The organism is Streptomyces sp. PR69 (genome assembly GCF_026420845.1).
In the GTDB taxonomy this organism is placed as follows: Bacteria; Actinomycetota; Actinomycetes; order Streptomycetales; family Streptomycetaceae; genus Streptomyces.
On record NZ_JAOWCB010000018.1, the window covers coordinates 54,341 to 73,033 of the forward strand.

21 protein-coding genes are annotated in these 18,693 nt (G+C 70.7%); 5 read left to right on the top strand and 16 right to left on the bottom strand.

The annotated features are described in order from the left end of the window. Positions 1–185 precede the first annotated feature (185 nt). From ligA to OF819_RS18600, 3 genes are all read right to left on the bottom strand, one after another. On the bottom strand, positions 186–2,378 hold the full coding sequence (ligA, locus tag OF819_RS18590) for an NAD-dependent DNA ligase LigA (RefSeq protein ID WP_267244691.1): 2,193 nt from the start codon (positions 2,376–2,378) through the stop codon (positions 186–188). Positions 2,379–2,466: 88 nt separating this feature from the next. Beyond that, entirely contained in the window at positions 2,467–3,462 is a 996-nt protein-coding gene (locus OF819_RS18595; protein WP_267244692.1) for a methionine synthase, read from the bottom strand. Beyond that, the gene (locus tag OF819_RS18600) at positions 3,459–4,148 is read right to left on the bottom strand and encodes an SDR family oxidoreductase (protein WP_267244693.1); all 690 of its coding nucleotides are present in this window, start codon (positions 4,146–4,148) and stop codon (positions 3,459–3,461) included. The genes OF819_RS18595 and OF819_RS18600 overlap by 4 nt, the downstream gene beginning before the upstream one ends. 173 nt (positions 4,149–4,321) lie before the next feature. Here OF819_RS18600 and OF819_RS18605 point away from each other — a divergent pair, with 173 nt between their 5' ends. Continuing rightward, positions 4,322–4,657 carry a DUF427 domain-containing protein gene (locus OF819_RS18605; protein WP_267244694.1) on the top strand — a complete coding sequence of 112 codons (336 nt, stop codon included), beginning with the start codon at positions 4,322–4,324 and terminating at the stop codon, positions 4,655–4,657. Between the two features lie 58 nt (positions 4,658–4,715). On the opposite strand, the gene OF819_RS18610 is transcribed toward OF819_RS18605, so the two are convergent. Continuing rightward, the gene (locus OF819_RS18610; RefSeq protein ID WP_267244695.1) at positions 4,716–4,949 is read right to left on the bottom strand and encodes a hypothetical protein; all 234 of its coding nucleotides are present in this window, start codon (positions 4,947–4,949) and stop codon (positions 4,716–4,718) included. Positions 4,950–5,106: 157 nt separating this feature from the next. Next, positions 5,107–5,652 (bottom strand): ATP-binding protein, encoded by a 546-nt coding sequence (locus tag OF819_RS18615; protein WP_267244696.1) that lies wholly within the window; start codon positions 5,650–5,652, stop codon positions 5,107–5,109. 160 nt (positions 5,653–5,812) lie between these two features. Here OF819_RS18615 and OF819_RS18620 point away from each other — a divergent pair, with 160 nt between their 5' ends. Together OF819_RS18620 and OF819_RS18625 are read left to right on the top strand one after the other, a co-directional pair. Further along, the gene (locus OF819_RS18620; protein WP_267244697.1) at positions 5,813–6,667 is read left to right on the top strand and encodes a helix-turn-helix domain-containing protein; all 855 of its coding nucleotides are present in this window, start codon (positions 5,813–5,815) and stop codon (positions 6,665–6,667) included. Positions 6,668–6,681: 14 nt separating this feature from the next. Further along, on the top strand, positions 6,682–6,873 hold the full coding sequence (locus OF819_RS18625; protein WP_267244698.1) for a DUF397 domain-containing protein: 192 nt from the start codon (positions 6,682–6,684) through the stop codon (positions 6,871–6,873). 14 nt (positions 6,874–6,887) lie between these two features. Here OF819_RS18625 and mnmA read toward each other — a convergent pair whose 3' ends face one another. Beyond that, the gene (gene mnmA, locus OF819_RS18630; RefSeq protein ID WP_267244699.1) at positions 6,888–8,018 is read right to left on the bottom strand and encodes a tRNA 2-thiouridine(34) synthase MnmA; all 1,131 of its coding nucleotides are present in this window, start codon (positions 8,016–8,018) and stop codon (positions 6,888–6,890) included. Positions 8,019–8,078: 60 nt separating this feature from the next. Between mnmA and OF819_RS18635 the strand changes: the two genes are divergently transcribed. Next, a complete protein-coding gene (locus OF819_RS18635) occupies positions 8,079–8,771 on the top strand; it encodes an N-acetylmuramoyl-L-alanine amidase (RefSeq protein ID WP_267244700.1) in 693 nt (230 codons plus the stop codon). 112 nt (positions 8,772–8,883) lie between these two features. Here OF819_RS18635 and OF819_RS18640 read toward each other — a convergent pair whose 3' ends face one another. The 4 genes from OF819_RS18640 to OF819_RS18655 form a co-directional block, all read right to left on the bottom strand. After that, positions 8,884–10,332 carry a WGR domain-containing protein gene (locus OF819_RS18640; RefSeq protein ID WP_267244701.1) on the bottom strand — a complete coding sequence of 483 codons (1,449 nt, stop codon included), beginning with the start codon at positions 10,330–10,332 and terminating at the stop codon, positions 8,884–8,886. A gap of 144 nt (positions 10,333–10,476) precedes the next feature. Further along, on the bottom strand, positions 10,477–11,640 hold the full coding sequence (locus tag OF819_RS18645; RefSeq protein ID WP_267244702.1) for a cysteine desulfurase family protein: 1,164 nt from the start codon (positions 11,638–11,640) through the stop codon (positions 10,477–10,479). Positions 11,641–11,761: 121 nt separating this feature from the next. Then, positions 11,762–12,085: a DUF4190 domain-containing protein gene (locus tag OF819_RS18650; protein WP_267244703.1), complete on the bottom strand. Its 324-nt coding sequence runs from the start codon at positions 12,083–12,085 to the stop codon at positions 11,762–11,764. A gap of 8 nt (positions 12,086–12,093) precedes the next feature. Next, a complete protein-coding gene (locus tag OF819_RS18655; RefSeq protein WP_267244704.1) occupies positions 12,094–12,255 on the bottom strand; it encodes a hypothetical protein in 162 nt (53 codons plus the stop codon). A gap of 95 nt (positions 12,256–12,350) precedes the next feature. Here OF819_RS18655 and OF819_RS18660 point away from each other — a divergent pair, with 95 nt between their 5' ends. Then, positions 12,351–12,968 carry a TetR/AcrR family transcriptional regulator gene (locus tag OF819_RS18660; RefSeq protein ID WP_267244705.1) on the top strand — a complete coding sequence of 206 codons (618 nt, stop codon included), beginning with the start codon at positions 12,351–12,353 and terminating at the stop codon, positions 12,966–12,968. Between the two features lie 64 nt (positions 12,969–13,032). Here the strand turns inward: OF819_RS18660 and OF819_RS18665 are convergent, their stop codons facing one another. The 6 genes from OF819_RS18665 to OF819_RS18690 are packed head-to-tail and all read right to left on the bottom strand — an operon-like array spanning position 13,033 to position 18,677. Continuing rightward, positions 13,033–13,872, bottom strand: a complete 840-nt coding sequence (locus OF819_RS18665; RefSeq protein ID WP_267244706.1) for a thioesterase family protein — start codon at positions 13,870–13,872, stop codon at positions 13,033–13,035. Between the two features lie 51 nt (positions 13,873–13,923). Further along, positions 13,924–14,583 carry a trimeric intracellular cation channel family protein gene (locus tag OF819_RS18670; RefSeq protein WP_267244707.1) on the bottom strand — a complete coding sequence of 220 codons (660 nt, stop codon included), beginning with the start codon at positions 14,581–14,583 and terminating at the stop codon, positions 13,924–13,926. A gap of 53 nt (positions 14,584–14,636) precedes the next feature. Then, a complete protein-coding gene (locus OF819_RS18675) occupies positions 14,637–15,653 on the bottom strand; it encodes an ABC transporter ATP-binding protein (protein WP_267244708.1) in 1,017 nt (338 codons plus the stop codon). After that, complete coding sequence (locus tag OF819_RS18680) at positions 15,650–16,711, bottom strand: ABC transporter ATP-binding protein (protein WP_267244709.1); 1,062 nt, start codon at positions 16,709–16,711, stop codon at positions 15,650–15,652. The genes OF819_RS18675 and OF819_RS18680 overlap by 4 nt, the downstream gene beginning before the upstream one ends. Positions 16,712–16,717: 6 nt before the next feature. Further along, positions 16,718–17,629 (bottom strand): ABC transporter permease, encoded by a 912-nt coding sequence (locus tag OF819_RS18685; RefSeq protein WP_267244741.1) that lies wholly within the window; start codon positions 17,627–17,629, stop codon positions 16,718–16,720. 43 nt (positions 17,630–17,672) lie between these two features. Beyond that, complete coding sequence (locus OF819_RS18690; protein ID WP_267244710.1) at positions 17,673–18,677, bottom strand: ABC transporter permease; 1,005 nt, start codon at positions 18,675–18,677, stop codon at positions 17,673–17,675. Between the last annotated feature and the right edge of the window lie 16 nt (positions 18,678–18,693).

Genomic DNA, 18,693 nt, shown 5'->3' on the forward strand with positions numbered 1-18,693 from the left:
CTCTACAGCTCTTGCCCGAATGCGACCTGGCCACCCTTATCCATCTGGTATGGGCCGAACGGGTGACCTGTACCGAGTGTTCCGTCCACCCGGCTCGCCGTACATTTCCGGCCTTTCGCGTCCTGTGCACGCCATTGCGTAAGCCCTTCACGGCTCCCTCCCAAGCCCCGCACATTGCCGGTCCATTACGCCTCTTGGGGCACAGCGGCCTCACGCGCCGCGTCCGGGCCCTGTTTCAGCAGGACTTCAAAGCCGTCTTCGTCCAGCACCGGAACTTTCAGCTGCATGGCCTTGTCATACTTGGAGCCGGGGTTGTCACCGACGATCACAAATCCGGTCTTCTTGGAGACCGAGCCAGTCACTTTCGCGCCAATTTTCTGCAGCGCCTCTTTTGCGCCATCCCGGGTGTAGTTCTGCAGGGTGCCGGTGACGACGACGGTGACGCCCTCCAGCGGCCGGGGCCCCTCGTCCTCCCCCGCGCCCTCTTCCTCCATCCGGACGCCCGCGGCACGCCACTTGCGCAGAATCTCACGGTGCCAGTCCTCTTCGAACCACTGTTTGAGCGAGGCTGCGATGGTCGGACCGACCCCTTCGACGGCCGCGAGCTCCTCCTCGGACGCCTGCTCGATCCGCTCGATCGACCGGAACTCACGCGCCAGCGCCTCCGCAGCGACCGGCCCGACATGACGGATCGACAACCCCGTGATGATCCGCGCGAGGGGCCGCTCCTTGGCCGCCGCGATGTTCTCCAGCATGGCGACCGCGTTCTTCTTCGGCTCGCCCTTCTGGTTGGCGAAGACCGTGACGACCTTCTCCTCGCCCGTCTTGGGATCGCGCTTGGGCAGCCCGCTGTCCTGGTCGAGGACATACGCCTTGATGGGCAGCAGCTGCTCGACGGCGAGGTCGAACAGATCGCCCTCGTCCGTCAGCGGCGCCTCGGCGGGCTCCAGCGGCCGGGTCAGCGCGGCAGCCGCCACATAGCCGAAGTTCTCGATGTCCAGGCACTTGCGGCCGGCGAGATAGAACAGCCGCTCACGCAACTGCGCAGGGCAGGAGCGGGCGTTGGGACAGCGCAGATCGACGTCCCCCTCCTTCATGGGACGCAGCGCCGTCCCGCACTCGGGGCACTCGGAGGGCATCTCGAACTCGCGCTCGCTGCCGTCCCGCAGATCGACGACCGGGCCGAGGATCTCCGGGATGACGTCACCGGCCTTGCGCAGCACCACCGTGTCGCCGATGAGGACGCCCTTGGCCTTGACCACGTCCTGGTTGTGCAGCGTGGCGAACTCGACCTCGGAGCCGGCCACGGTGACCGGTTCCACCTGGGCATACGGCGTCACCCGGCCGGTGCGGCCGACGCCAACCCGGATATTGACCAGCTTGGTGTTGACCTCCTCCGGCGCGTACTTCCACGCGATCGCCCAGCGCGGGGCGCGCGAGGTGGAGCCCAGCCGCCCCTGGAGCGGGATCTCGTCGAGCTTGACGACCACGCCGTCGATCTCGTGCTCCATCGAGTGGCGGTTCTCGCCGAAGTACGCGATGAACTCGCGCACCTCCTTGAGCGAGTCCACGACCTTGTTGTGCGCGGCGGTCGGCAGACCCCACTCGTGCAGCAGCTCGTACGCCTCCGACAGGCGGTCGATCTGCAGCCCGTCGCGCGCGCCGAGACCGTGCACCAGCATGTGGAGCGGACGGGTGGCGGTGACCTTGGGGTCCTTCTGCCGCAGCGAGCCCGCGGCCGCGTTCCGCGGATTGGCGAAGGGCTTGTCGCCCGCCTCCACCAGACGGGCGTTGAGCTCCTCGAAGGCGTGCATCGGGAAGTAGACCTCGCCGCGGATCTCCACAAGATCCGGGATGCGGTCGCCCTTGAGCCGGTCCGGAATGCCCCCGATGGTGCGGACGTTGGGCGTGATGTCCTCGCCGGTGCGGCCGTCGCCGCGGGTGGCGGCCCGGGTCAGCCGCCCCTTCTCGTACGTCAGATTCACCGCGAGGCCGTCGACCTTCAGCTCGCACAGGAAGTGGTGCTCGGACTCTCCGACCTCGCGCGCCACCCGCTCGACCCAGGCGGCCAGCTCCTCGTCGTCGAAGGCATTGTCGAGCGACAGCATGCGCTCGCGGTGCTCGACGGCCGTGAACTCCGTCTCATAGGTGCCGGCGACCTTCTGCGTCGGCGAGTCCGGCGTGCGCAGCTGGGGATACTCCTCCTCCAGCTTCTCCAGGGAACGCATCAGCCGGTCGAACTCGCTGTCGCTGATGACCGGCTGGTCCTTCACGTAGTACCGGAAGCGGTGCTCCTCGACCTGCTCGGCCAGCTGCGCATGCCGCTCCCGCACCTCCGCGGGCAGGTCCTGCTGCGCCTTCTGCTGCTCACCAGCCACCGTGTCGTCCTCCCGTGTCCCACCGGTGCCACCCGTCACCGGTACCCGCCGGACCCGCCGTGGGCGCCGCCGTACCCCCGAGCACCCGTCACTCAGGGTTGTCCGCGAGCGATCTCGCGGCCCGGACGCAGTGGGCGAGCGCCGCACGGGCGTACGCGGGCGAGGCACCCGCGAGACCGCATGTGGGAGTGATCACCACGGACTCCGCGAGAGTCCCCGGATTCAGCCCCAGCCTGCGCCACAGCGTCCTGACACCCATGACGCTACCGGCAGGGTCTGACAATGCCGTGTCGGCGGACGGCACGACCCCGGCGAGCAGCCGGACGCCCGCCTCCACCGCCTCGCCGATCGCTTCCTCATCACGCTCGGTGATCAGTTGGAAATCGAACGAAACGGCCGACGCTCCGGCGCGCCGCAGCAGCGCGAAGGGCACGTCCGGCGCGCAGGAGTGCACCACGAGCGGGCCGTCGCAGACCGCCCCCACCTCGCGCAGCGTGCTCTCGACGAGCTGCCGGTCGACGGCCCGGTGGGTGCGGTAGCCGCTGGCCGTGCGGATCTGTCCGCGCAGCACGGCGGTGAGCGACGGCTCGTCGAGCTGGAGGACCAGCTGCGCGCCCGGCACCCGGCGGGCGACCTCCGCGAGGTGGGCGCGCAGCCCCTCCGCGAGCGACGCCGCAAGATCCCGGCAGGCCCCCGGATCGGCGAGCGCCGCCTCGCCGCCGCGCAGCTCCACGGCGGCGGCGAGCGTCCAGGGCCCCACGGCCTGCACCTTGAGCGGCCCGGCGTACCCCTGGGTGTGCTCCTCCAGCGCGTCGAGGTCTTCGCCGAGCCAGGAGCGGGCGCGCCGGGTGTCCCGGCCGGGCCGGTCGCTGATCCGCCAGCCGCTGGGCTCCACGTGCGCGTACAGGTCGACAAGCAGCCCGACGGTCCGCCCGATCATGTCCGCGCCGGGCCCTCGGGCGGGCAGCTCGGGCAGGTGCGGAAACTCCTCGAAGGTCCCGGCGACGGTCTTCGCGGCCTCGCGCGCGTCCCCGCCGGGCATGGACCCGACGCCGGTCGCGCCCCGGAACATCTGCTCGCTCATCGCCTCGGCCGCACCGTCAGATCGTTGATCTCCGCGTCCCGGGGCAGGTCGATCGCGGTGAGAATCGCCGTCGCGACGGACTCGGGGTCGATCCAGCGGGACGGCTCGTACTCCTTGCCCTCCTGGGAGTGCACCTTGGCCTGCATGGGGCTGGCGGTGCGCCCCGGATAGACGGAGGTCACCCGCACCCCGTTCGCGTACTCCTCCTGCCGCAGCGAGTCCGCGAGCGCCTTCAGCCCGTGCTTGGACGCGGCGTACGCGCTCCACTGGGCATGCGCGTTGAGCCCGGCGCCGGAGTTGACGAAGACCACATGCCCCCGCGCGGCCCGCAGCTGGGGCAGAAAAAGCCGGGTGAGCTCGGCGGGCGCGATCAGATTGACATTGAGCTGCTGCCGCCAGGTCTTGCAGCTCAGCTCGCCGACCGCGCCGAGGTCCACGACCCCCGCGCTGTGCACCAGCGAGTCGATCCGCTCCGGCATCGTCTGATGCCCGAACGCCCACGAGATCCGGTCCGGCTCCGCGAGATCCGCGACGAGCGTACGGGCCCCGGGGAACTGCCCGGCCAGCTCCTTCGCCCGTCCCGCGTCCCGCGCCAGCAGTACGAGGTCGTCGCCGCGCTCATCGAGCCGCCGCGCCACGGCCGCGCCGATTCCGGAACCGGCGCCGGTGATCACATGTGTAGCCATGGCCCCATGCTCGCATCACCGGCGGCGCATGCACTCCTCCAGGGTGTGCCCGCCCTCACCGATGAGCTGCGCCAATTCGCGCACGGGCCGGGTGTGGCGCTCGCCGCGGATGTTCATGGCCGACGCCTGCGGGTGGGGGGAATCCCCATCCCGGCGTTCTCGTTGTGCCGTGCATGACCTCAGGCCACCGCATCACGATCGAACGCTCCACGCACCACGTCCGCGTCCTCTCGGCCGGAGCCGTCCTGGCGGAGAGCCGCCGCCCTCTGGTGCTGCGCGAGACAGGCTGCCCCGTGCGTTACTACATCCCCCCGGAGGACGTCCGCACAGACCTGTTGACGGAATCGGACACCCACACGTACTGCCCCTTCAAGGGCACGGCCTCCTACTGGTCCCGCCCGGAAGCGAAGGACCTGGTGTGGGCGTACCCGGTCCCCAAGCCGGACGTGGCTCAGATCAAGGGGCACTTCTGCTTCTACGAGGCGGAGGTGGTGGAGCCGTCCGGCTGAGCAGCTCATGGGCCCGCTGGTCAGCCGGCTGAACACTCGGGGCACTCGCCGACTCTCGTCAGCATTCCCCGGACGCGGTCGCCCCCTGCATGTTCCAGGTCTCCACAGTGAACGAGTCCGGCGGCTGCTGCCGCACCGCCGCCCGTACGTCTCCGGCCGACGGAGGCGCTGACGCCCTGGGGCACGGCGCGGCCGCGCCGGCCGAGGGAGCCTGAACGCCCCACCACAGCAAGGGGACGACGCCGACGCCGGCCAGTGCCGCCGTCCATCTGCGGATGAGCAGGCTCCGCATGAGTCACTCCTCAGCATCATGCCGGGCGCCGCGGCCCGGCCCACCCCGACGCTACGAACGCCCGCTCACGCCGGCATCCGCACGCACATGGCGCTAGCCCGACCGGTGTCACCGTTGCTCCACCCGGACGGCGCGCGCCGCTGCCCCGGCGTCATGCTCAGGCGGCCAGCGCAGGGGCCACGGGCGCGGCGGGGCCCGCGTCGCCGAGCAGCGGGAGGTCCCCGGGCGGGGGCGGGCCGTCGTCGCCGTGGACCAGTTCGAACCAGATGCTCTTGCCGCCCGCCCCGAGGAGCGCCTCCCCGATGCGGCAGCCGCCCCAGGCGTCGGCGAGCAGATCCAGGATCAGCAGCCCGCGGCCCCGCTCGGCGTCCGGCCCTTCCGGGATCAGCGGAACGGGGAACTCGGGGCTCGTGTCCATCACGCTCACCCGGAGCACGGGCAGCGTCCAGCGCAGCCGGACGGTCGCGGGCCCGGAGGAGTAGCAGACGGCGTTCGCGGCAAGCTCCGACGTCAGCAGCTCGGCCCGGTCGGTGAGTTCGTGCAGCCGGTGCGCGGTGAGCACGGCGCGGAGCGTGGTCCGGGCGATGGCGGGGCCGCGGGGGTCCCGCGGGAAGTGGAGCTCGTACTCCCAGGGGTCTGCGAAGGGGATCGGGGCGGGAGTGTGTCCGCCCGGGGCCGGATGCTCGTGGTCCGCATGTGCCATGCGGGGGCCTCCTACGGCGAGTTGAGTGGTGTGGCTCACACGATAGGACACCTCAACTCACGTGTGAGGCATCTTTCACGGACGAGTGAATGCCAGGTCGGTTCACTAGACCGCCGTAACACCCGCTGCCAGACTGGCCGTTCGCTTCAGGAGAGGAACCATGGCACCACGGAGCGCACCCACCGGCCGTCAGCGCCGTCTGGCCACCGAGCTGCGCCGCATGCGCGAACACGCGGGCGTTTCCATTCAGGAAGCGGCCTCGATGCTCGGCGCGGATCGCACAATGATCTCCAACATCGAGGCCGGGCGGACCACCGTCAGCGATGAACGGGTACGGCAACTCGCCAGCCACTACAAATGCCCGGACCAGGCGCTCGTCGACGCGCTCGCGGACATGGCCAACAGCCGCAGGGCCAGGCACTGGTGGAGCGAGTACCGGGGAAAGCTGCCGGATGGGCATCTGGACGTATCAGAGTTGGAATACCATGCCGTACGTATCCGCACAGCGCAGACGGTGCACGTGCCGGGGCTGCTTCAGACGGAAGACCATGCGCGGGCCATCTTTGAGCTTGGTGTGCCCAAGCTGTCCCGCCTCGACGTCGAGCTGCGCGTCGCACACCGCATGAGTCGGCAGTCAGTGCTCACCTGTGAGAACCCGACCCCGTACACCGGCATCATTCACGAAGCGGCACTGCGCATCGAGTTCGGTGGTCATGCGACAGCACGAGAGCAGCTGGCACGATTGGCGGACGCCGCCGACTGGCCAAACGTGACGCTGCGTGTCATCCCCTTCAGCGCCGGAGGGTTCTACGGGGCTGGTCAGTCCATCCTGTACGCGGAAGGTGAGGTGCCACAGCTGGACACCGTCCAGTTGGACACCGCAGTCGGGGCGAGCTTCGTTGATGCGCCGTCACCGCTGGCGAACTATCGTTCCCTTCTGGACCTGATGGAGGAGTCGGCGCTGCCTCCGAAAGAGTCGCAGGAGTTGATCCGGTCCATCAGGCGGGATCTCTGAGAGGACCGAGAACAGTGACCGCATTCGAGTGGAAGCGCGCGAGCTACTGCAGCGGCGGCGGGAACAACTGCGTAGAAATCGCGCTCCTCGACGACCGCACCGTGGGCATACGGGACAGCGTGCGACCGACGCCGGTCATCACCGTCCCGCGCGCCGCGCTGGAACAGCTCCTCGCCGGGGTGCGGGCCGGGGCCCTCGGGGGCTGACCGCCCCCCGAGACTCAGACCGCCGCCGCCGTGCGGCGGACCGTCGTCGCGATCGTCGCCGAGCCGACCACGCGCGTGCCGTCGTACAGGACGATCGCCTGGCCCGGGGCCACGCCCCGCACCGGCTCGGCGAAGGTGACGTACAGCTCGTCGCCGACCGGCTCCGCGGTGACCTCCGTCTCGCCGCCGTGGGCGCGGAGCTGCGCGGTGTACGTGCCGGGGCCCGAGGGGGCCGTGCCGCACCAGCGGGGCTTGACAGCGGTGAGGGCGGTGACGTCGAGGGCGGCCGCGGGGCCGACGGTGACCGTGTTGTTCACCGGCGAGATGTCCAGGACGTACCGCGGCTTGCCGTCCGGCGCGGGGTGGCCGAGGCGGAGGCCCTTGCGCTGGCCGATGGTGAAGCCGTACGCGCCCTCGTGAGTGCCGAGCTTCGCGCCGGACTCGTCGACGATGTCACCCTCCGCCTTGCCCAGGCGGGAGGCGAGGAAGCCCTGGGTGTCGCCGTCGGCGATAAAGCAGATGTCGTGGCTGTCGGGCTTCTTCGCCACGGCCAGGCCCCGGCGCTCGGCCTCCGCGCGGATCTCGTCCTTGGTGGTGAGGGTGTCGCCGAGCGGGAACATCGCGTGGGCGAGCTGCTTCTCGTCGAGCACGCCGAGGACATACGACTGGTCCTTGGCCATGTCGCTGGCGCGGTGCAGCTCGCGGCTGCCGTCCTCGCGGGTGACGACCGTCGCGTAGTGGCCGGTGCAGACCGCGTCAAAGCCGAGGGCCAGGGCCTTGTCGAGCAGCGCCGCGAACTTGATCTTCTCGTTGCAGCGAAGGCAGGGATTGGGCGTGCGCCCGGCCTCGTACTCCGCGATGAAGTCCTCGACGACGTCCTCGCGGAAGCGCTCGGCGAGGTCCCAGACGTAGAAGGGGATGCCGATGACGTCGGCGGCCCGGCGGGCGTCCCGGGAGTCCTCGATGGTGCAGCAGCCGCGAGCGCCCGTACGGAAGGACTGGGGGTTCGCGGAGAGCGCCAGATGCACCCCGGTGACATCGTGCCCCGCTTCAGCGGCGCGGGCGGCGGCGACGGCGGAGTCCACGCCTCCGGACATGGCGGCGAGGACCCGGAGCGGGCGGGGGCGCGGGGAAGTCTCAGTCATAGCCCTACCAGGGTACGGGCCGGGGGAACCGAAAGCTTGCGCGTATGCGTTGTGGTTCGCATGGGGAGCGATGACAGGCAGCAGCGGCACAAGCGTCACCTCGGCAGGCGGGCCGTGCTGCTGGGAGGCGGCGCGGCCCTCGTCGGCGGGGGCGTCTGGGCACAGGACGAGATCCGGCGCGTATGGCGCGGCATGCCCTGGGCGCGCAAGCCCCGCAAGGAGGGTGAGCTGGATCACGCGGGCGCGGAGTGGATCGCGGCGAATCCGGCGAACTGGCGGCTGGCCGACCGCCCCGACGACTACCGGATCGACCGGGTGATCATCCATGTCGTCCAGGGCAGCTATCCGACGGCGCTGAAGGTCTTCAAGGACCCCTTGCACGGAGCGGCGACCCACTACGTCGTCCGCAAGGACGGCCATGTGGCGCAGATGATCCGCGAGCTGGACGTGGCGTTCCACGCGGGCGACCGCGGCTACAACGAACGCAGCGTGGGGATCGAGCACGAGGGGTTCGTGGACCGCCCGGAGGACTTCACGGACGCGATGTACGAGGCGTCGGCGAAGCTCACGGCGGGGATCTGCGCCCGGTACGGCATGCCGGTCGACCGGAAGCATGTCATCGGCCATGTGGAGGTCCCGGGGACCGATCACACGGACCCCGGGCCGCACTGGGACTGGGACCGGTACCTGAAGCTGGTGCGAGCGGCGGCCAAGGCTGAGCAGAGCGAGCAGGCCGATCAGGCCGGAGCCTGAGAGACCGGTCGCAGCGCGAGGACGGCCCCAGGCGGGTGACCGCCTGGCGTCGAGGGCCTGACCGGGGCCCGTCACCGGCGGCCGCTGCCGCGCCGCCGGTGACGGGCCCCGGTCACAGCAGCCGCCGGATGTCGCCGCGGACGCGGTAGAAGCCGCCGGCGGCCGGGTGCAGCGCGTCGACCACGTACCGCGCGCCGGGCTCCCGTATCGCGCGGGGGAACTGGACGTTCCAGGAGGGCTCGTAGCCCTCGGACACCACGTGGACGCGCAGCCGGCCGCCGTCCTGTACGCACTCGACGACGACCGCTCCGGCGGGGGCGTCGGCGACGGCGGTCACCGCGCCCGCGGCCGTGACGGGCGCGTACGACGGCAGGGCTGCGGCGAGCTTGACGTCCCGCGGCTGGGGAACCGTGCCCTGCTGGGCCGCGGCGACGGCCGTCTCGCTCGCGTCCACGCAGACCAGGGAGCCGTCCGTGGTCACCAGATACAGCCGCTCGTCGCGGTACTGCATCGACAGGGCCGAGCCGCCGCCGGTGCCGAGCTTCCACAGCCGGGTGCCGTCCCGGTCGAAGCAGTAGACGGACGAGGCGGCGTCGCCGGCGAAGACGAACCGGCCGCCGGGCGAGGCGGCGCACGAGTACACCGCGCTGTCGCAGGCGTAGGTGGCCTCGATCGCGCCGGTCGCCTTCGACAGCCGCTGGACCACGCGATACGCCGTGCCCGCGTACACGGCGTCGTCCTCCTGCCAGCCGAACAGCACGCCGCCCTTGGTGGGCGTGTGCCACAGCTCGCCGCCGCCGTCGGGCGCGTAGGCGGTGACTCCGCGGTGGTGGCCGTGGTAGACGGCGCGGTCGTCGGCGCGGACCATCCAGGCGTGCTCGCCCTGGCTGCGGCGGGCCCACTGGTGCTCGTCCTCGTGGTCGATGACGGTCAGCCTGCCGTCGCGGTCCGAGACGTCCAGGACGCCCTCGTGGATGTCCAGCCAGAAGATGTCGACGTCCGCCGCGATGTCGTACGCCGCGAACGGCAGCTTCGAGGACAGGTCGTAGACCTTGCCGTCGTCGCAGCCCGCGTAGATCCAGAAGTCGTCGGCGACCAGGCACTTGACGCCGTCCGGCAGGCTGAAGCGGGCCAGCACGCCGCCGTCGTGGTCCAGGGTGTACACATCGCCCGCCTGATTGCCCACCCAGCAGTGCTCGTCGTCGACATGGATGCCGAACGCCGACGAGCCGGTGCGGAACCGCCACAGCACGGGCGCCACGGCGCGTGCGGTGGACGGCGCCGACGCCACCTGACGGCGGGTCACCGGACGTGGCGCGCGCTGCCCGGGGACAGCGGGGGCGTACCCGCTGCGGACCTTCTCCCCGACCTTCTTCGCGGCGGCGGCGCGCGCCTTCTCCGCGGTGGGGAAGGTCGTCGTCTGCGTCTGCCCGGCCGCGCCGATCCGCCCGTACCGCACCGTCACCACCATGCCGTCGACGGCCACTTCATAGAACTTGTGCGCGCCGCCGCCTTCCTGCGACAGCTCCAGATACGTCGTCGAGACCGCGGACCCGGTCATGGCACACCCCTCCCCAGGACGGACCCGCGGCCTTCCGGCGGGTCCCACTGTTCACACCGTAGAAGGGGGCACTGACAATCGCCCCGCGACCAATCGCCGGGCGACGCGGGGCGATCCGGTCCGGTCGGATGGGCCGTACGGCTGTCAGGTGAGGCCCGCCGTGCGGGCGCGTTCCACCGCTGGGCCGATGGCCTCCGCCAGCGCGTCCACGTCCGCCTTGGCAGAGGTGTGGCCGAGGCTGAAGCGGAGGGTGCCGCGGGCCAGGTCCGGGGCGCTGCCGGTGGCCAGCAGGACATGGCTGGGCTGGGCGACGCCCGCCGTGCAGGCGGAGCCCGTGGAGCACTGGATGCCCTGGGCGTCGAGCAGGAGCAGCAGCGAGTCGCCCTCGCAGCCGGGGAAGGTGAAGTGCGCGTTGGCGGGGAGCCGGTCGCCGGGGTCGCCGCCGAGGATCGCGTCCGGGACGGCGCGGCGTACGGCGTCGATGAGCGCGTCGCGCAGCGCGCCGACCTCGCGGGCGAACTGCTCGCGGCGCTCGGCGGCGAGGCGGCCGGCCACGGCGAAGGCGGCGATCGCGGGTGTGTCGAGGGTGCCCGAGCGGACCTGGCGCTCCTGGCCGCCGCCGTGCAGGACGGGGACGGGGCTGTGGTCGCGGCCGAGCAGCAGCGCGCCGATGCCGTATGGGCCGCCGATCTTGTGGCCGGAGACGGTCATCGCGGCGAGGCCGGAGCGCTCGAAGGAGACATCGAGCTGGCCGACGGCCTGGACGGCGTCGGAATGCAGCGGAATGCCGAATTCCGCCGCTACGGCGGAGAGTTCGGCAATGGGGAGGACCGTTCCGATCTCGTTGTTCGCCCACATGACGGTGGCGAGCGCGACATCGCCGGGGTTGCGCTCGATGGACTCCCGCAGGGCCTCCGGGTGCACCCGCCCGTATCCGTCGACCGGCAGATACTCGACGTTCGCGCCCTCGTGCTCGGCGAGCCAGTCGACCGCGTCGAGGACGGCGTGGTGCTCGACGGGGCTGGCCAGGACGCGTGTGCGCGCCGGGTCGGCGTCCCGCCGCGCCCAGTACAGCCCCTTGACGGCGAGATTGTCGGCCTCGGTGCCGCCGGAGGTGAAGACCACTTCGCTGGGCCGTGCGCCCAGCGCCTCGGCGAGCGTCTCGCGCGCCTCCTCGACGGTGCGGCGGGCGCGGCGGCCCGCTGCGTGCAGGGCGGAGGCGTTGCCGGTGACGGTCAGCTGGGCGGTCAGCGCCTCAACGGCCTCCGGCAGCATGGGAGTGGTCGCGGCGTGGTCGAGGTAAACCATGGTGGCCTCGATTCTACGAGGCGGAGCGGGGGCGCGGACGCGGCGCAGGGGCGCACGGTCGCCCTCGTACGCCCCTGACCGCGGTCGCGCCCGGCCGGCGCGCGGTCGGCAGATCGGCTCGTCAGCCGCCGAACGTCCAGATCACCGTCCCGTTGACCGTGACCAGCACGGCCAGCGCCACGAGATCGGCGACGCCCAGCGCCAGGCCGAGCAGGGCGCGCCCGCGGCGCGCGGTCCCCCGGCGGAGGGCGGTCGCGGCCAGACCGATGGCGATCGGGCCGAGCAGGAGGTTCATCACGAGCAGGCCGACGAGGCCGAGGACGAAGGAGGCCACGGCCATGCCGTCGGCGGCGGACGCCGCGCTCCGGGGACGGCCCCAGTCGGCTGTGGACACGGTGGACACGGTGGACACGGTGGGCTCGGTGGGCGTGTGCTGCAGGAGCATGGGCCTTCTCAGCTCCTTCCGAGGCGGGTGGAACGGCGCTCGCGCACCGCGAAGACGATCAGCCATACGCCGATGACGGCGGCGGCCGGGACGCTTGCGGCTGCGGGGAGCTGGACCACGGCGCCCAGCATGATTCCCAGAAGGAGAAGCGCTGCGACGAGGGCGATCATCGTCATCCTTTCGGTGAACACTTGTGAGTACGACTGTTCACTGACTAGCCAGTCTACTCTTCCCGTATCCAGCGAACGGCTGTTTACTGAATGTCATGAGTCACACCCTCGGCATCCGTCAGGCCCAGAAGCAGAAGACCCGTCAGGCTCTCTTGGACGCAGCGCTCCAGCTCCTGGAGGACCAGAGCCTGAGCAGCCTCGGCCTGCGCGAGGTGACACGTGCCGTGGGTGTCGCGCCGACCGCGTTCTACCGGCACTTCCGGGACACGGCGGATCTCGGGGTCGCCCTCGTCGAGGAGACGCTCGGCAGCCTGCACGCCACGATCGGCGAGGCGCTCGGGGACTCCCGAGACGAGCGGCGGATCGACCGTACGGTGGCGCTCATCGCCGCCCTCGTACGGGACTCCCCCGCGCATGTCCGCTTTGTCGCGCGCGAGCGGCACGGAGGCGTGCGGCAGGTGCGGGAGGCGATAGGGGCGCAACTGCGGCTGTTCGCCGAGGAGGTGGCGGCGGCGTTCGCGCGGGAGCCGGAGTCGGCGGGGTGGGACGAGGACGATCTGCTGATGCTGGCCGGCGTCTATGTCGACCATATGGTGATGACGGCGAGCGCCCTGCTGGAGGCGGGCCCCGAGGAGGCTGAGCGGATCTGCTCGCTGGCGCGGCGTCAGCTGAGGCTGGTGAGCCTGGGCAGAAAGCACTGGCTGGACGGCTGACCGCGCGCCCCACGGGAACGCGAGAGGGGGCGTCCGCATCCGGACGCCCCTCGCCGCTGTCAGATCAGCCGCGCGGGGCCATGACCAGCTGGCGGGACTGGGCGACCAGGCGGTCCGCCGAGTCCCACACGTCCGCGTCCTCCTCCAGGAAGCCGCCCGCGAGATTGCGGGTCGTGATGGAGACCCGCAGCGGCCCGGGGGCCGGGCGGCAGCGGATGTGCGCGGTGAGTTCCACGGTGGGAGTCCAGCCCTCCAGCCCCAGCTCGAAGGCGGTCGGCGGCAGCGCGTCCACGGTCAGCAGGAGCGAGAGCGGGTCCGCGTCCCGGCCGTCGGCGAGCCCGAACCAGGCCCGCATCTCCCCCTTGCCGGAGGGCGCGCCCAGCGCCCAGCCGAGCGTGGCCGGGTCGAGCTTGATGTCCAGCCGGTCGGTGATCGCCGAGCTGCCGGGGATCGGCGCGGGCGCGTCGGACGGCCCGAAGCAGTGCTCACGGGGCGGAATGGCCGGTGGTTTGGCGGACGTCCGGACGTCGTCGGGAAGCTGGTCCAGGTCTCCGTATGTCGCCAGCACGCGGATGCGCTCGACCTCGCCGCCGTCCTCGTCCCGCTGGAACAGCGACGCCTGGCCGGTGGACATCGTCCGCCCGGAGCGCACGGCCTGCGTCCGGATCACCGCGGGGCCCGGCCGGGAGGCCGTGAGGTAGTGCGCGGAGACGGCGAGCGGGTCGCGGTGCGGCAGCGACTCGCCCAGCGCGCGGCCGAGAAGCGCCAGCAGATAGCCGCCGTTGACGGCGCGGATGATGGTCCAGCCCGCGGAGAGTTCGGCGTCGTACACGCCCGGTTCGCGGAGGGTGACAGCCGTGTCGCGATCGAACTCGCTGTCCCCGATGGTTGCTGCCTCTGCCATGCTCGCACCGTACAACAGGAAACTACTAAGCGGTAGCTTTTGCTATGCGCCCTATGCTTCCTCCGCCGTCGCCGATCTGCGGTTCCAGGCCCTCGGGGCGCGCAGGTGGTAGCGGATCGCCAGCAGACGGACCCCGAAGGCAGTGCCGGCGGCCACCATGCCGGTGGCCGTGTTCAGGGCGTCGAGCCGGATGGCGAGGGCGACGATGGTCGCGCCGATGATCGCTGGGACCGCGTACAGATCGCGGTCCCAGCGCAGCAGCGAGGGGATCTCGTTGGCGAGGACGTCCCGGATGACCCCGCCGCCGACGGCCGTGGCGAGGCCGAGCGTGGCGGACGAGGTCAGGCCGAGGCCGTACTCGTACGCCTTGGTGGTGCCGGTGACGCAGAACAGCCCCAGACCCGCCGCGTCGAAGACATACACACCGCGCTGGATGCGCTCGACCTGGGGGTGCAGGAAGAAGACCAGGACCGTGGCCACCAACGGGGTCAGAAAGTATCCGAGGTCCGTGAAAGCGGCGGGCGGGACCGCCCCGATGATCAGATCGCGGAAGAGGCCGCCGCCGAGGGCGGTGGCCTCGGCGAGGACCGCGATGCCGAAGACGTCGAAGTTCTTGCGGACGGCGAGGAGAGCGCCGGAGATGGCGAAGACGAAGATGCCGGCGAGTTCAAGGGCGCGGAGGGTGGAGGGGGTGAAGAGGTCGGGGAGCACGGGACCGTTTTACACCCGGGGGCTCGGCCCCCGGACCCCCGCTCCGCCCCCGGTCATGACTCGTCGCCGCGCTGGACCGTGCCCTCCTCGATCTCCTTCGCGAAGTGGCAGGCCACCCGGTGGCCGTCCCCCAGGTCCGTGAGCGGCGGGCGCTCCGTGGCGCACCTGCCGGGCTGGGCCCAGGGGCAGCGGGTGTGGAAGCGGCAGCCCGCCGGGGGGTCGGCCGGTGAGGGGAGGTCGCCATGGAGGAGGATGCGCTCGCGGCGGTCCTCGACGTCGGGGTCCGGGACGGGGACCGCGGACATCAGGGCCTTGGTGTACGGATGCCTCGGGGAGGCGTACAAGGCGTCGCTGGGGGCCTCCTCGACCAGGGAGCCCAGGTACATGACGCCGATGACGTCCGAGATATGCCGGACCACCGCGAGATCGTGGGCGATGACGAGATAGGTCAGCCCGAGCTGTTCCTGGAGCTCCTCCAGCAGGTTGATCACCTGCGCCTGGATCGAGACGTCGAGCGCCGAGACCGGCTCGTCGCAGATGATGACGTCCGGCTCCAGCACCAGCGCGCGGGCGATGCCGATGCGCTGGCGCTGGCCGCCGGAGAACTCGTGCGGATAGCGGGACAGGGCGTTGGCGGGGAGGCCGACGCGGGCGAGGATCGCCTTGATCTTCTCCCGGCGCTCCTCCTGGTTCGCGCCGATGCCGTGCGCCGCCATGCCCTCGGACAGGATCGACTCGATGTTCTGCCGCGGGTTGAGGCTGCCCAGCGGGTCCTGGAAGACCATCTGGAGGCGGCGGCGGAACTTCCGCATCTCCTCCTCTGGCAGCTTCGCCAGGTCCGTGCCGTCGAAGACGACCTCGCCGTCGGTGATGTCCACCAGCCGCAGCACGGCGCGGCCGAGCGTCGTCTTGCCGCAGCCCGACTCGCCGACGAGACCGTACGTCTGGCCTGCCGAGACGCTCAGCGAGATGCCGTCGACCGCGTAGACATGGCCCACCGTACGGTTGAAGAGCACACCCTTCCTGACGGGGAAGTGGACCTTCACATCGTCCAGTTCGAGCAGGCTCATGCCGTGATCTCCTTCTCCGCGCCGTTCGCGTCCTCCGCGCCGTCCCTGTCGTCCGCGCCGTCCACGTCCTGCTCGGCGCCGTTCTGCGGCAGGACCGGGTTCACACAGCGCACCAGGTGTCCCTCGGTCCGCGGTGCGGTCAGTTCGGGGGTGCCGGTCAGGCACTCCATCGTGTAGTGGTCGCAGCGCGGCGCGAACGCGCAGCCGTCCGTCCAGGCGATCTTGTCGTTGATCGATCCGCGGATCGGGGTCAGCGGCTCCCCGCGCGGGGCGTCCAACCGGGGGATAGAGCCCAGCAGACCGTGTGCGTACGGATGGGTCGGGTGGGCGAACAGCTCGCGCCGGCCCGCGGACTCCACCGCCCGGCCCGCGTAGAGCACATTCACCTGGTCGCACAGTCCGGCGACGACCCCCAGATCATGGGTGATCATCAGCAGGGCGGTGCCCTCCTCGTCCACCAGCTCCTTGAGGAGTTCCAGGATCTGGGCCTGGATGGTCACATCGAGGGCCGTGGTCGGCTCATCGGCGATCAGCAGCCGGGGCGCGCAGGCGACGGCCATGGCGATCAGCGCCCGCTGGCGCATGCCGCCGGAGAGCTGGTGCGGATACTCCTTGAGCCGCCGCGTGGGGTCGGGGATGCCGACCCGGTCGAGCAGATGAGCGGCCTCCTTGCGGGCGGCGTCCCCCTTCATCCCGCGGTGGCGCTGCAGGATCTCGGTGACCTGGATGCCGATGGGGACGACCGGATTCAGCGAGGAGAGCGGATCCTGGAAGATCATCGCGAGCTGGCTGCCGCGCAGGTCCCGGATGCGCTTCGGGCTCAGGGCGAGCAGGTCCTCGCCGTCGAAGTCCGCGCGGCCGCCGATGGCGACGCCCTTGCGCGGGAGCAGACCCATCAGCGCCAGGGACGTCACGGACTTGCCGCAGCCCGACTCTCCGACCAGGCCCACGACCTGGCCCTGGTCGACGGTGAAGGAGACGCCGTCGACGGCGGTCGAGGCGGTGCGGCCACGTCCGCCGAAGGTGACGGTCAGTTCGTCAACGGTAAGCAGTGGCATGGGTTCTCAGCCTCGCAGCTTCGGGTCGAGGGCTTCTCGCATGGCCTCGCCGAGCAGGGTGAAGCCGAGGGCCGTGATGATGATCCCGACGGCCGGGTACACGGCCATCATCGGCGCGTTGTCGAAGAACCGCTGCGCCTGGGAGAGCATGACGCCCCACTCGGGGACGGCCGGGTCGGGGTTGCCGAGGCCCAGATAGGACAGGGCCGCGGCCTCGATGATCGCCGTGGCGAGGCTGAGGGTCGCCTGGACGATGACCGGGCTGAGCGAGTTCGGCAGGATCTGGGTGAGGACGATCCGCTTCTTCCGCACGCCCAGCGCCTTGGCCGCCAGCACATAGTCGGAGCCGCCCTGCGCGAGCATCGAACCGCGCAGCAGGCGGGCGAAGATGGGGATCTGGATGACGCCGACGGCGATCATCACGGTGGTCAGCGACTGGCCCATCACGGCCGCTATCGACACGGCGAGCAGCAGCGACGGCAGCGACAGCATGATGTCGATAAAGCGCATGATGACGTTGTCGACGCGCTGCCCGGCCCTGCCGCCCAGCGTGGCCGACGCACCCGAGACGACGCCGATCAGCGCGCCCGCGATCAGGCCGATGAGCATGGAGACCACGCCCACGAGCAGCGTCTGCCGGGCGCCGACGAGGAAGCGGGAGAACATATCGCGGCCGAGGTGGTCCAGGCCGAACCAGTTCTCGCCGCGGGCGCCGACGAACTCTCCCTGGTTGACGAAGACTTCGCCGCGCCAGTTCTGGGCGGACGGCGAGTAGGGGGCGACCCAGGGCCCGACGATCGCGACCACGATGAACACGGCGATGATCGAGGCGCCGATGACGGCCATCTTGCTGGCCTTCAGTCTGCGGAACGCCTCGCGCCACAGGCTCGCGCCGACCGTGGTCTCGTGTTGCTGCATCAGGGATGCGAGGCGGTCGATCTTCTCAGTCTTGGTGCTCACGTCAGTGCACCCGCACTCTCGGGTCAATGAGGCTGTACGCCAGGTCGACCAGCAGGTTGATGAGGACGTACATCATCGCGATGAACATGATGAAGCCGACGAGCACCGGGTAGTCACGGGCGTCGATGGCGGTGCGGATGAAGTTGCCGATGCCGTTGAAGGAGAACACCGACTCGGTGAGGACCGCTCCGGACAGCAGGCTTCCGGTGAGCAGACCGACGGCGGTGATCACCGGCAGCATGGCGTTGCGCAGCACATGGCGGGCGCGTACGACGCGCTTCTGAAGGCCCTTGGACTCCGCGGTGCGGACGTAGTCCTCGCCGAGCACCTCCAGCACGCTGGCGCGGGTCATCCGGACGATCACGGCCAGCGGGATGGAGGCGAGGGTGACCGCCGGCAGCACCAGATGCATGATCGCGTCCCACGAGGCGTCGAACTCGCCCGTGAGGATGCCGTCGAGTACAGCGAAGCCGGTGACGCTGGTGGCGTCGATGCCGGTGGTGAGACGCCCGTAGGAGGGGAAGATGCCGAGGTTGACCGCGAAGATGCCCTTGAGGATCAGGGCGAGGAAGAACACCGGGATGCAGATGCCGACCAGCGAGCCGGACACCGCGGCCACATCCAGCCAGCCGCCGCGGCGCTTGGCCGCGAGATAGCCGAGCGGGATGCCGACGGCGATCGCGATGGCCATCGCCATCAGGCTCAGCTCCACCGTGGCCGGGAAGCGCACGGCGAACTCGTCCCACACCGGCTGTCCGGTCTGCACCGACGTCCCGAGGTCCAGTTCGAAGATGCGCTTGAGGAATCTGCCGTACTGGACGTAGACGGGCTGGTCGAGTCCCAGGGCCCGGTTGATGCGCGCCACTTCGGCTTCGGTCGCCCGCTCGCCCAGGATCGCTGAGGCGGGTCCGCCGGGCAGTCGGTTCAGCCAGATGAAGAGCAGAACCGACAGGCCGAGCAGGGTGGGAATGAGCTGTAGCAGTCTTCGTACGACGAGTCGCAGCACCCCGCATGCCCCTTTC